Source organism: Faecalibacterium sp. Marseille-P9312, assembly GCF_902497445.1.
In the GTDB taxonomy this organism is placed as follows: domain Bacteria; phylum Bacillota; class Clostridia; order Oscillospirales; family Ruminococcaceae; genus Faecalibacterium; species Faecalibacterium longum.
In genome coordinates this window covers 104,490-116,593 of record NZ_CABVEW010000005.1, presented here as the reverse complement: position 1 = coordinate 116,593, position 12,104 = coordinate 104,490, and the positions used below count along the sequence as shown (strand labels likewise).

At 58.4% G+C, this 12,104-nt stretch carries 10 protein-coding genes, 2 tRNA genes and 1 riboswitch; of the genes, 6 read left to right on the top strand and 6 right to left on the bottom strand.

All coding sequences use genetic code 11. From position 1 onward, the window contains the following. Positions 1 to 23: 23 nt before the first annotated feature. The 4 genes from F3G95_RS05290 to F3G95_RS05275 form a co-directional block, all read right to left on the bottom strand. Positions 24 to 452 (bottom strand): hypothetical protein, encoded by a 429-nt coding sequence (locus F3G95_RS05290; protein ID WP_149794121.1) that lies wholly within the window; start codon positions 450 to 452, stop codon positions 24 to 26. Between the two features lie 114 nt (positions 453 to 566). Beyond that, positions 567 to 2,906: a peptidase domain-containing ABC transporter gene (locus F3G95_RS05285; protein ID WP_149794120.1), complete on the bottom strand. Its 2,340-nt coding sequence runs from the start codon at positions 2,904 to 2,906 to the stop codon at positions 567 to 569. Positions 2,907 to 3,342: 436 nt separating this feature from the next. Continuing rightward, complete coding sequence (locus F3G95_RS05280) at positions 3,343 to 3,786, bottom strand: hypothetical protein (protein ID WP_149794119.1); 444 nt, start codon at positions 3,784 to 3,786, stop codon at positions 3,343 to 3,345. A gap of 716 nt (positions 3,787 to 4,502) precedes the next feature. Continuing rightward, a tRNA-Asn gene (locus tag F3G95_RS05275) sits at positions 4,503 to 4,576 on the bottom strand. Positions 4,577 to 5,428: 852 nt separating this feature from the next. Between F3G95_RS05275 and F3G95_RS05270 the strand changes: the two genes are divergently transcribed. From F3G95_RS05270 to sigG, 3 genes are all read left to right on the top strand, one after another. Further along, positions 5,429 to 6,262, top strand: a complete 834-nt coding sequence (locus F3G95_RS05270) for a sigma-E processing peptidase SpoIIGA (RefSeq protein ID WP_149794118.1) — start codon at positions 5,429 to 5,431, stop codon at positions 6,260 to 6,262. Positions 6,263 to 6,331: 69 nt separating this feature from the next. Further along, positions 6,332 to 6,988 (top strand): sigma-70 family RNA polymerase sigma factor, encoded by a 657-nt coding sequence (locus F3G95_RS05265; RefSeq protein ID WP_243130281.1) that lies wholly within the window; start codon positions 6,332 to 6,334, stop codon positions 6,986 to 6,988. Between the two features lie 386 nt (positions 6,989 to 7,374). Beyond that, positions 7,375 to 8,142: an RNA polymerase sporulation sigma factor SigG gene (gene sigG, locus F3G95_RS05260; RefSeq protein WP_015565656.1), complete on the top strand. Its 768-nt coding sequence runs from the start codon at positions 7,375 to 7,377 to the stop codon at positions 8,140 to 8,142. A 34-nt stretch (positions 8,143 to 8,176) separates the two neighbouring features. On the opposite strand, the gene F3G95_RS05255 is transcribed toward sigG, so the two are convergent. Then, a complete protein-coding gene (locus F3G95_RS05255; protein WP_015565655.1) occupies positions 8,177 to 8,428 on the bottom strand; it encodes a sporulation transcriptional regulator SpoIIID in 252 nt (83 codons plus the stop codon). Positions 8,429 to 8,536: 108 nt separating this feature from the next. After that, positions 8,537 to 8,637: riboswitch (TPP riboswitch) on the top strand. A gap of 87 nt (positions 8,638 to 8,724) precedes the next feature. Between F3G95_RS05255 and thiT the strand changes: the two genes are divergently transcribed. Both thiT and F3G95_RS05245 read left to right on the top strand, forming a co-directional pair. Continuing rightward, positions 8,725 to 9,297 (top strand): energy-coupled thiamine transporter ThiT, encoded by a 573-nt coding sequence (gene thiT / locus F3G95_RS05250; RefSeq protein ID WP_149794192.1) that lies wholly within the window; start codon positions 8,725 to 8,727, stop codon positions 9,295 to 9,297. A gap of 141 nt (positions 9,298 to 9,438) precedes the next feature. Next, positions 9,439 to 9,514, top strand: a tRNA-Ala gene (locus F3G95_RS05245). Positions 9,515 to 9,651: 137 nt separating this feature from the next. On the opposite strand, the gene F3G95_RS05240 is transcribed toward F3G95_RS05245, so the two are convergent. Continuing rightward, on the bottom strand, positions 9,652 to 10,206 hold the full coding sequence (locus F3G95_RS05240) for a helix-turn-helix domain-containing protein (RefSeq protein ID WP_149794116.1): 555 nt from the start codon (positions 10,204 to 10,206) through the stop codon (positions 9,652 to 9,654). A gap of 304 nt (positions 10,207 to 10,510) precedes the next feature. On the opposite strand from F3G95_RS05240, the gene F3G95_RS05235 reads away from it, so the two are divergent. Next, positions 10,511 to 12,103 (top strand): D-aminoacylase, encoded by a 1,593-nt coding sequence (locus F3G95_RS05235; RefSeq protein ID WP_149794115.1) that lies wholly within the window; start codon positions 10,511 to 10,513, stop codon positions 12,101 to 12,103. The last annotated feature ends 1 nt before the right edge of the window (position 12,104 follow it).

Genomic DNA, 12,104 nt, shown 5'->3' with positions numbered 1-12,104 from the left:
CTTCAGATTCTAGGGGTTACTGATTACAGCTTGCCGTTGATGCCGTAAACGCCATCGTTGAAGCCGACCTTGGCATCGGTGGTGCCCAGGGTGTAGCCGACAGCAGCCATGCCCAGGACCTGCATGACCTTGTTGCCGAAGGTCATGTCGTCGGTACGATTCTTGTGATCCTCGTCCCACAGGCCGAAGACGTTCTGGTTCAGAGAGCCCTCCTCGCCGAAGATATGATCGTTGTCCTTGCCCCAGTTGCCGCCGAACATCACACCCAGGGTGTTGGAAACGGTCTTCTGGAAGAAGGAGTTGCTGATCAGGGTGATCAGGTTGGTGTTGAACTTCTTGACGTTAGCAGCGTTCCAGATAGGAGCGGTGGTGTCAGCCAGGATGGTGAACAGGTCAGCGCCGCCGTAGACGACCTCAGAGTTAACAGCAGTAAAGTTTGCAGGCATCATCATAATGAATTACTCCCTTCAAATGAATGAAAAACAAATTTAGTCGGCCCAAATCCCAGATGCGCATCCGGAAAAAAAGCCATTTATGTAACCGCGTGCGCACGCGGCTGCAACGAATTAGTAGGTGATGGACTCGCCATCGTCCTCGTCCTCCACCACCTTGGCGGCAGAGACAGGGGCTGCGGGCTTCTCCCCGCGCTTCTTATCGCGGAAGATGCCCTGCTGCAGGCTCCAGAGCTCGTAGTACTTGCCCTGCTTTTCCAGCAGCTCTTCGTGGGTGCCGCGCTCTACGATCTCGCCGTGGTCCATGACCAGAATGAGGTCACAATCACGGATGGTGGAGAGGCGGTGGGCGACGATCAGCATCGAGCGGTCTGCAAGCTGGTTGTAGATCATATCAAAGATGGTATTCTCTGTGCCAAAGTCCAGACTGCTGGTGGATTCGTCCAGGATATAGAGGTTCGCATCCTTCAGGAAGGCCCGGGCCAGTGCAAGGCGCTGCTTCTCACCGCCCGAGAGGCCGTTGCCGGCTTCCTCCAGATAGGTGTTGTACTGCAGCGGCAGCTTGCGGATGAACTCGTGAGCATCTGCCTTCTTGGCAGCGGCCTTGACCTCATCGAGGCTGGCTTCCGGTCGGGAAATGCGGATGTTGTCGTAGATGGTCTTGCTGAACAGCTCGACGTTCTGGGGGACGTAAGCGATGGCACGGCGGACGGAGGCATTGCTGTACTCGTCCAGCTCGACGCCGCCTACGCTGATGGTACCGCTTTCCGGCTCATAATACTTGAGCAGGAGCTTGGTGATGGTGGATTTGCCGCTGCCGCTGCTGCCCACGAGGGCCACCTTCTTGCCATAGGGAATGGTGAAGGAGACGTGGCTCAGGGCCGGGGAACGGCTGCCGTAGCGGAAGGAGACATCCTTGAACTCAATGTCACCGTCGATTTTTTCCATCTCGGTGTATTCGCGGGTCTCATCCTGCTCGGACTCGTAATCCATGATCTCGGTCAGACGCTTGATGGAGATCTGGGCCTGCTGGATGGACATCTGCAGGCCGACCAGCTCGCTGACCGGGTTCGTAAAGTAAGAGGAAAGGGTGCTGAAGGCCATATAGCCGCCCAGCGTCATCTCACCGTTCAGCACCTGCATGATGCCCACATAAGAGGTGACCATGCCGAGGATGGTGGTGATGAGGGTGGAGATCAGGGACTGCACCGTGCTGATCTTGCTGGAGCGCAGGCTGATCTTCAGGCTCTTGATGTATTCCCGCTCCAGAGCCTCCAGCTCACGGTCCTCTTCGGCGTTGCACTTGACGGTCTCGATGCCCCGGAGGCTCTCGATCATCTGGCTGTTGAGGATAGCAGACTGCTGCATGGTCTCTTCGTTGATCCGCTTGAAGGGCTGCTTGAAGATGAACACCAGCAGGATGCTCAGCAGGGTGGTGAAAATCGAAATGGAGAAGAGGGTGGCATTCATCCGGAAGAGGATGACGCCGGTGGCGCAGGCCATCACAATATCCATCACGACGCTCAGCGCGATGCTGGTGAACACCGATTTGATGGTGCTGGCGTCGGAGTAGCGGGTGGTGATCTCGCCGGTCTTGCGGGTGGCGAAGAACTTCATGGGCAGTTTGAAAACATGCCCGAAGTAGCCCAGCATCAGGGGGATATCGACCTTGATGGACAGATAGATGAGCACCCACTGCCGCACCATGCTGATGAGTGCGCTGGTGACATTGACGATGCTGAACACCAGAATGACGGCCACCAGCAGGCTCTTCAGCCCGTAGGGGAGGATCTCATCCATCAGGATCTTGTTGTACATCGAGGATGCGATCCCGATGATGGTCAGGATGACCGAGCTGAGGATGGCGTAGAAGAAGAGCTTCTTCTGGGGCCACAGCAGGTCGAGAAAACGCTTGACCATGCTGCCCTGCTTCTGCTTGCCTGTCTTGAACTCCGAGGTCGGGGTCATCAGGAGCAGAACGCCGGTAAAGTTCTTGTAGAACTCGTCGAGGGAGATCTTTTTCAGCTCTTTTGCCGGGTCGCCGATGATGACGTAGTCGCGGCATTTGAACTTCTTGCCTTCGTCAGCGCACTTCTTGCGCTCCTCTTCCTGCCGGACCATGTGCCGACGCCGCTCGCCGTCGTCCTTGATGGTGGTCTTCTTGAAGACCGTCACAAAGTGGGCCAGACCCTCGTCGGTGATGACCTGTGCAATACAGGGAGTAGTGAATTCGCTGAGGAAGTTTTCCCGGTCTACCCGGACGGCGGCGGTGCTGAAGCCCAGCTCCTGCGCCGCCTTTTCCATACCGGTCAGATTTGTGCCTTTTAGGTCGGTACCCATCATGTCCCGCAGGCGGGTGATGGTGATCTCCTTTTTGTAATGGAGGCACACCATTGCGAGACAGGCGGCAGCGCAGTCTGTGGTGTCGTGCTGCCGGACGTAGGTATAACGCATAGATGCTTCCTTTGTGGTTTCTATTTCAAAACGCCCGCCTTGCGGCTGAGGACGATTTGGCGAAGAAGAAAGGGCTTCCATTTCGGACGCCTTACCCGCTTCTCCAATAAAGCAGCATACAGCTCTCTGCCTCGCCCCGCCCTGCGGCCAGACGGAGCAGAGAGCAGCTGCTATCAAAAGAAGGGAGCGCCTACCCTTTGATCATTTTGACCGGCCCGGAGAGGGGATTTTGACGTACCGTCTCCTAAACCTTGGGCATAGTATAACACATTCTGTCGGCTTGTTCAAGAGGACAATTTTTAATAAACCCTTAAATTTTGAAAAAAATGTGAAAAAAGTCTCAGTTTGGTAACAGAAAGGCAGCAAAAAAGAGCGGCGAATCTTTCGATTCGCCGCTCTTTCAATAGCCCTTTGGGGGAAGTCTCAGATAATGAGATTAGCCGACCCAGCCACTGCCGCCGTTGTTGGGCAGATCACCCCAGACCTGGCCGTTGCTGTTGGTGACCTTCTTGACAGTCAGGACAGCAGCGTCCTTCATGCCCAGAGTGTAGACAACAGAAGCCAGACCCAGAGTGGTCATGATCTTGTTGCCGAAGGTCTGGCTGTCACCAGTGGGAACACGGCCGACCTTGTACAGAGCGGTGAGGCTGCCGTCGTCGCCGAACAGCGTCACGCCGTCGCTGCCCCAGTTGCCGCTGAACATGGTGCCCAGGGTAGCCTTCAGCAGATGGCCGGTGAAGCTGTTGCTGACCAGAGTGATAATGTTGCTGTTGAAACGCTTGACGCTCTCAGCAGTCCATGCGCTGGGCAGGTAATCAGCCACAGCGCCGCCGTAGACGACCTCTGCATTCACAGCAGAGAAGTTTGCAGGCATCATCATAATGAATTACTCCCTTCAAATGAATAAAACGAATATAATCGGTCCCCTCCCGGTTGCGCAACCGGGAAAACCTATGCAACCGAGTGCGCACTCGGCAACATCACGAATTAAGTAAGCTGCCATTTTGGCATCTTTACACTATTTTACCATACTTTCCCCCTTGCCACAAGGCTAAATGGCCAGAAAACAGCCAAAATGGGCAAAAAAGTAGAAAAAATGCGTAGGAATCACTCTGCCGCCGCCCCCCAGAGCCATAAAACACTGGGGAAAAAACGCCAGAATCTCCAAAAATACCATTACAGCTTGGATGTAGTGTAACACAAATACGCCATTTCTTCAAGAGGACATTTTTTAATTTGCCTTTGATTTTTGAAAATAATGTGAAAAAGGCTACAGTTTGGTTACATGAGAGGGGGCTTGCCGAGGCGGAAATGCCTCTCCCTCTGGGAGAGGTGTCACCGAAGGTGACGGAGAGGGCAAGGATGCTGACGGTGATTCGAGGGCGCAGCGATAGCATCGCTCTGACAAAGAGTCTGCTTATCGCTGCATGGACGGTTCTTTCGTGCCGGGCTTGCCCTCTCAGGCGCTTCGCGCCAGCTCCCCCAAAGGGGGAGCCTTTCGTCGAAGAGGGAAGGCCCTGCGGAATATCTAAAGCCTCTCCCCTTGGGAGAGCCATTGAAAAAAAAACGGCGAAGAAAACTCTTCGCCGCAAAAAGCGCCTCTTGCCTGACTCGAACAGGCGACACCCTGATTAACAGTCAGGTGCTCTAACCGACTGAGCTAAAGAGGCAGATATTCGATTCTCAGCGGACTTGCCGCGAGATGTATTATACCGCATCTCGGGGAAGTTTGCAAGGGGGTTTTGCAATTTTTTGCACACCTTTCCGGTTCTGACAAAGCCTCTCCCTCTGGGAGCAACGGCGACGACCGCCGCCAGCGGCGGAAACAGGGAGGAGCTGTTGGGGCCGCGGCCAGCAGGATGCAAGCGACAGCGAAGCAGACGCTGGGAGCCGCAACCCGGGCAGTGTCACCGAAGGTGACGGAGAGGGCAAGGATGCTGACGGTGATTTGAGGGCGCAGCGATAGCATCGCTCTGACAAAGAGCCTGCTTATCGCTGCATGGGCGGTCCTTTCGCGCCGGGCTTGCCCTCTCAGTCTCGCTTTCGCTCGCCAGCTCCCCCAGAGGGGGAGCCATTGGCAGGCTGGGTCACTTTCTACTGGACGCCTAAAGCCCGATATGGCGCAAAAGGGCGGGCCTTGCTTACGGGGACAGCGGCTTCTGGACAAGCGCACCTTGTCAAGCTGTTGCTGGCCTAGACAGCGGAGCACTACCGTTCCCGAAAAAATCAGACTTTGCTCGTCCCGCGTGGGCCTGACCGGCACGCCAGAGGCTCCCCCTTTGGGGGAGCTGTCACCGAAGGTGACTGAGAGGGCAAGGATGCTGACGGTGATTCGAAGGCGCAGCGATAGCATCGCGCTGACAAAGAGCCTGCTTATCGCTGCATGGGCGGTCCTTTCATGCCGGGCTTGCCCTCTCAGTCTCGCTTTCGCTCGCCAGCTCCCCCAAAGGGGGAGCCTTACGCCCCACACCGACCCTTTTCCTCCCGCCCCTCTGCTACCCTAGAAAGAGGGGGTGGGGTTTGTGCGGACGGTCATCTATCTCGATGTGCTGCTTCTGGTGAATTTCGTGGTGGGGGCGGCGTTCCTGCTGGCGGCGGGGCTGCTGTGCGGGGCGTGCTGTTCGCCGCTGCGGCTGGTGGGCGGCGCGGGAGCGGCGGCAGTGTCGTCGCTGGCCCTGCTGGCCCCCCCCGCCCCCTGGCCGCTGGCCCTTACTTATAAAGGTACGTCCGCCGCCCTCTGCGTAGCCGCTGCCTACGGCTGGCAGGGGGCGCGGAACACTGCCCGGCTCACGGCGTGGTTCGTCCTGCTCAATCTGACCCTCACGGGGGCGCTTTTCCTGCCCGGTGCGGCCTGCAACAACCTCAGCTTCTATCTGCCGGTGTCGCCGGGGCTGCTGCTGGCGTCCACGGCGGGGGTCTGCGGCGTGGTGGAGGGGGTGCTGCACGTTCTGGGCCGCAGCGGCCCGGCCTGCTTTGGGGCGGGGCTGTCGGTGGCCGGGCGGGTCGTCCCGCTGAGCGTCTTCTGCGACACCGGCTTCCATCTGCAGGAGCCGCTTTCGGGCCGGGCGGTGGTGCTGGTGCGGCTGGATGCCGTGTCTCTGCCCGCCGAGGTGAGGGCGTATCTGGACGCCTGCCTCGCGGGCGTCGGCGCAGAGCCCCGCCCGGAGTGGGGCGTGCGGTTCGTACCCTGTCAGACCGTCGCGGGACACTGTCTGCTGCCCGCCCTGCCTGCCGCGCTTGGGTCAAACGGTAGAAAACAGGACGGAATATACGCAGCGTTTTGCGATATGCCGCCTCCGCCGGGGGGCTGGACGGCTCTCGTCAGCGCGGAAACGGCGGCGCTGCTGGGTAAATGACAATACAGTGGGAGGAATGCACCTGTGTTTCAACGATTTGTAAATCTTTTGCAGCGCCTCTGGGCCAGACTGAGCTGGACGGGCGGCGCACATTATCTGAACGGCGGGCCGGGTCTGCCGCCGCCCCTGACCCCGGAGGAGGAAAAAGCCCTTCTGGCCCGGATGGCCGACGGCGACCCCGCCGCCCGGGATGAGCTCATCACCCATAACCTGCGGCTGGTGGTGTACCTTGCGAAGAAATACGAGGGCAGCGGCGTCCCCTCGGAGGATATGGTGTCCATCGGCACCATCGGGCTCATCAAGGCTGTGAACACCTTCACGCCCGAGCGGAGCATCAAGCTGGCGACTTACGCCAGCCGCTGCATCGGCAACGAGATATTGATGTATCTGCGCAAAAGCTCCAACCGGCGGCAGGAGGCCAGCATCGACGAGCCGCTGAACATCGACGGCGACGGCAACGAGCTGCTGCTGTCGGACGTGCTGAGCAGCGAGGCGGATCAGGTGGGACAGCGTCTCGAGCAGGACGCCGAGCGGGCCAGCCTCCGCCGGTCGGTGGAGCAGCTCTCGCCCCGGGAGCGGCAGATCATGGAGCTGCGCTTCGGCCTGCTGGACGGCGTGGAGCGGACCCAGAAGGAGGTGGCAGACGCCATCGGCATCAGCCAGAGCTATATTTCGAGGCTGGAAAAGAGGATCATACGGCAATTAAGAGAACAATTAGGGGAGTGACGCTATAAGGCTCCCCCTTTGGGGGCAACGGCGACGACCGCCGCCAGTGGCGGAAACAGGGAGTCGCTGTTGGGGCCGCGGCCAGCAAGACGCAAGCGCAAGCGAAGCGGATGCCGGGAGCCGCAACCCGGCATGGGCGCGAAGCGCCTGAGAGGGCAAGGATGCTGAAAGTAAAGCACCTACACAGCGATAATTTCACCCTAACAAAAAAGTCTGCCTATCGCTGCGTGTGAGTCTCTTTCACTACGGGCTTGCCCTCTCCGTCACCTTCGGTGACACCTCTCCCAAAGGGAGAGGCTCAAGCTGTCCCTGAATTTGGAATGAATGTTAACCTGCCCCTGCGGCCATACTTCCGGTGAAACTGAAACGAAACCGGAGGGTAGGGGATGTACAACAAGGTTGAGCTGTGCGGCGTGAACACCGCCGAACTGCCGATACTGTCCGAGCAGGAGAAGCGCGACCTGCTCACCCGGGCGCGGGCCGGGGACAAAAAGGCCCGCCAGAGCATGATAGAGGGCAATCTGCGGCTGGTGCTCAGCGTGGTGCAGCGCTTTTCGCAGCGGGGCGAGAACATGGACGACCTGTTTCAGGTGGGGTGCATCGGGCTCATCAAGGCCATCGACAACTTCGACCCGGCCCAGCAGGTGCGGTTCTCCACCTACGGCGTGCCGATGATCATCGGCGAGATACGGCGGTTCCTGCGGGACAACAACGCCCTGCGGGTGAGCCGCAGCCTCCGGGACACGGCCTACCGGGCCATGCAGTCCCGCGAGGAGCTGGAAAAGCAGCTGGGCCGTGAACCCACCGTGGACGAGATCGCCCAGAAGACCGGTCTGTCTCGCCGCGAGGTGTCGGCGGCGCTGGAATCGGTGGTGGAGCCGCTGAGTCTTGAGGAACCGGTCTACGCCGACGGCGGCGATGCGGTGTACGTCATCGACCAGGTGCGTGACCCCGACGGCGAGGACAGCTGGATCAGCGGCCTGCAGTTCCGCCAGACCGTGGCGGGCCTCACCCCGCGCGAAAAGCGCATCATGGAACTGCGCTACCTCAAAGGCAAGACCCAGATGGAGGTGGCCCGGGAGATCGGCATCAGCCAGGCACAGGTGAGCCGGCTGGAAAAGGCGGCGCTGGAGCAGTTCCACCAGATGACATGACAAAGCGGCGGTGCCTGGACACCGCCGCTTTCCGTTAACGAGGCTTGTGGTATTTTTCCCGGGTGGCCGCGCCGCCCCGCAGATGGCGCTCGGCCTTGTTCCGGGCCAGCACCATCTGCACCTGCCGGAACAGCTCCGGGCCTACCGTCCGCAGCCGCACCGATACGTCTTTGTGTACGGTGGACTTGCTGCAGCCGAAGGCCCGCGCCGCCGCCCGCACGGTGGCCCCATGCTCCACGATGTACTCTCCCAGCAGCAGCGCCCGCTGTTCCGGATCACCTTTCATGACTGCTCCCTCCCGCCAAAGTGTGCTTGTTCCAGAATATGTGACCCGGTGGGCCGATATACCGCCGGGGGCTTGACTTTTGGCGGAGAGCGGCTATACTGAAAGCGGACATGAAAACAGGGGCGCCGTGAGGCTGAGATCTGCTGGAAGCAGAGACCCTTGAACCTGATCCGGGTAATGCCGGCGTAGGTAGTTTGCGGAAAGGTCCCGATTTTCACAAACAGCCCGTGCGCCTGCCAGCAAAAGCAGGCGTATTTTTGTTTTTGTGTACTATTATTATGAGAAGAGGAATCCTCATGTCGAAATCCTACTCCAAGACCCGGGTGCTGGTGGAGTGCGCGCTGATGGTGGCGATCGGCACCGTGCTGGCCAACATCAAGATCTTCACCATGCCCAACGGCGGCAGCGTCACTCTGCTGAGTATGCTGCCCTTCGTGCTCGTCTCCTTCCGCCACGGCGTCAAGTGGGGCCTGTTCACCGGTCTGGTGAACGGCTGCCTGCAGATGCTGCTGGGCTTCTGGGCTCCCCCGACGCCCACCTTCATCTACTTCCTCGGTGAGATCCTGCTGGACTATCTGGTGGCCTTTATGGCTCTGGGTACCGCAGAGTTCTTCGCCCGCCCCTTCAAGAACCGGATGGTCGGCGTGGCCGTCGGTACCGCCATCGCAGGCTTCCTGCGCTTCATGTGCAGCTTCCTGTCCGGCGTCCTCGTCTGGGGCAACCTGAATGAGGGTCTGAGCGCCTGGACCTACAGCCTCGTGTACAACGCCAGCTACATGCTGCCGGAGACGCTCATCACTGTGGTGGGCGCTGTGCTGCTCATCAAGGCAGCACCCCAGATCTTCGACCGTCAGTACACCAAAGCCTGAGTTCTCCTGAACGCAAGTCCCGCCGGAGGCAGAAATGTCCCCGGCGGGACTTTTTTTTGCACGAATTTGAAAAAAGCTGTTGACAACGCTCCTTTCAGCTGGTATAATAACACACGTCGTCAGGGACGACACGCCAGCTATGGGGGATTAGCTCAGCTGGGAGAGCGCTTGCATGGCATGCAAGAGGTCAGCGGTTCGATCCCGCTATTCTCCACCAAAAAGACACTGCATAGTTTGTGCGGTGTCTTTCTTTTTTGCACTTTTGTTAGTCCAGCCTGATGCAGTAGATGCAGTAAAATAAACGAAGAAACCGCCTTTCCCGTTCGGGAAGGGCGGTTTTGTGCTTATTGAGTATCAGAAAGAGGGCGGCGAGACGGCGAAGATGACCTGCACGGTTTCGTCCGTGGGGTTATACCATCGGTGCATGGCCCCTCCGGGGATGCGGATGCTGTCCTCGTGGTGCAGCGTATAGCTGTCGCCGTCTATCTCGAGCTGGACTTCCTCGCCGGAGTAGAAGAAGGCAACCTCTTCGCCGAAGTGGCCCTTCGGCTCACGGCAGGAGTAGGCCTTGGGCGGGATGACCATCATGCAGAACTCAATCTCGCCGCGGGTGTCCGGTGTCAGCAGTTCGTACACGACGGAAGGCTCCTGCTTGTTGCCCAGCACCATACGGGTGCTCTGGGTGACGACGACAGAGGCATTGTCTTCGTCTTTGAAAAAGTAATAGATGGGCGTTTCCAACGCCGAGCTGATGGTGCGGAGAGTGGGAATGGACGGGTTGACCGCACCGTTTTCGATTTGGCTTATCATGGAGGCCGTCAGGTTCGTCATGGCGGCAAGCTTGCGCACGCTGATTTTTTTGCTGGTGCGGATAGCCTGAAGCTTTTTGCCGAGATTCAATTCTTCCACTGTTCTTCTCCTGAATGTATTTCATTTGTATTATATCGGATTTTCGTGACTTTATCAAGGGAGAAGCTGAGAGTACTGCGAAAACTCTGAAAATGCATTTTGTTCATTTACACTGAACACATGAATGACGTAATGTTGCCTAAAAACGGGAGCCTGCTTTTGTAAAAATAGACGAAAACGCACTGAACGCGTTGAAAAATGCGGGTTTTCCGTTGACAGACACAGAAAAAACATTTATATTGATGCCAATGGAACTTAACAATTCGTTAAGTGAAAATGAACAGAATGGAAAGGAGCATATAATATGTTGGATGTGTTGATCAAGAATGCGAATATCATCGATGGCACCGGAAAGCCGACCTATAAGGGCAGCATCGGTATTTCCGGCGGAAAGCTGGTCATGGCAGACGGCAGTGAGGAAGCCACCGCTATCATCGACGCCAGCGGCAAGTACGTCAGCCCCGGCTGGATAGACGCCCACTCCCACGGCGACCTCATTCTTGGCTCGGAAGATGCGCACCTCTTCAAGACCACGCAGGGCGTCACGACCGAGCTGACCGGCCAGTGCGGCCTGTCGATGGCACCGGTCATGCCGGAGAATCTGGCCGCCGTCCAGAACATGCTCTCGATGGGAACGACATGGTTCCCAGACGACATGAAGAACTGGAGCAGCTTCGCACGCTTCCTCGAGTACGCCGACCAGCAGAAGCTCACGGCAAACGCCAAGATGTACATCGGCCACAGCAGCCTACGCATCGCCGTGATGGGCATGGCCAACCGCCCCGCAACAGATGCGGAGCTTGACCGGATGAAGGGCATCCTGCGCGAGGCGATGGAAGACGGCGCAGCCGGCTTCTCCACCGGCCTCATCTATACGCCCAGCTGCTACGCCGAGGAAAAGGAGATCATTGAACTGGCCAAGGTCATCGCCCCCTTCAACGGCATCTACGCCAGCCATATGCGCAACGAGAGCGACAAGATCGTCGAGGCCGTGGAAGAGACCATCAACGTCGGCCGTCAGGCGGGCGTCCTCGTGGACATCTCCCACCACAAGATGCTCGGCAAGCCCAACTGGGGCAAGCAGAAGCAGACCCTCGCCCTCATGCACAAGGCCCGCGACGAGGGCATTCCCGTCATCTGCGACCAGTACCCCTACACCTGCAACATGACGACCCTGAACGCCTGTATGCCGCCGTGGTACTTCGCAAACGGTTTCCATGCCATGACCGACCAGCTGAAGGACAAGGACTTCCGCGCAAAGCTCAAGGCCGAGATGGAAGACCCCGCCACCCCCTACGATAACTACTACCTCAACGCCGGCGGCTGGGGCGGCGTCTATGTTTATTCGGCATCCAAGACGCCGGAGGCCGAGGGCCATTTCATCACAGAGTACGCCGACTCTATCGGCAAAGACCCGTGGGAGGCATTCTTCGATATGTGCGTCGCCAACAACTGTGAGACGGGCGGCGTTTACAGCAGCATGTGCGACGAGGATGTCTGCGAGATCATCCGCGACCCCTACTGCATCGTGGGCAGCGACGGTCTGACACGCAGCTGGAAGGAAAAGGGCCACCCCAGAGCCAGCGGCACCTTCCCGCACGTCATCACTTACTTCGTCAAGGAAAAGAAGATCCTCACCCTCGAAGAGGCTGTCAACAAGATGACCGGCCGCACCGCCGAGTACCTCCGCATCAAAAACAAGGGCCTCATCAAGGAAGGCTATGACGCCGACCTCGTCATCTTCGACTACGACAAGCTTCAGGACACCGCCACTTACAGCAACTCCAACAGCATCACCGAGGGCATCGACTCCGTCTATGTGAACGGCGTGCTCGTCTATAAGGACAAGCAGTTCACCGGTGCTGCTCCGGGCAAGATGCTGCGCCACAACGCATAAA

Excerpts from the sequence above, each read along its gene's own strand:
- F3G95_RS05290 (WP_149794121.1), bottom strand. The coding sequence starts at position 452 with ATGATGATGCCTGCAAACTTTACTGCTGTTAACTCTGAGGTCGTCTAC.
- F3G95_RS05285 (WP_149794120.1), bottom strand. The coding sequence starts at position 2,906 with ATGCGTTATACCTACGTCCGGCAGCACGACACCACAGACTGCGCTGCC.
- F3G95_RS05280 (WP_149794119.1), bottom strand. The coding sequence starts at position 3,786 with ATGATGATGCCTGCAAACTTCTCTGCTGTGAATGCAGAGGTCGTCTAC.
- sigG (WP_015565656.1), top strand. The coding sequence starts at position 7,375 with ATGTACAACAAGGTTGAGCTGTGCGGCGTGAACACCGCCGAACTGCCG.
- F3G95_RS05255 (WP_015565655.1), bottom strand. The coding sequence starts at position 8,428 with ATGAAAGGTGATCCGGAACAGCGGGCGCTGCTGCTGGGAGAGTACATC.
- thiT (WP_149794192.1), top strand. The coding sequence starts at position 8,725 with ATGTCGAAATCCTACTCCAAGACCCGGGTGCTGGTGGAGTGCGCGCTG.
- F3G95_RS05235 (WP_149794115.1), top strand. The coding sequence starts at position 10,511 with ATGTTGGATGTGTTGATCAAGAATGCGAATATCATCGATGGCACCGGA.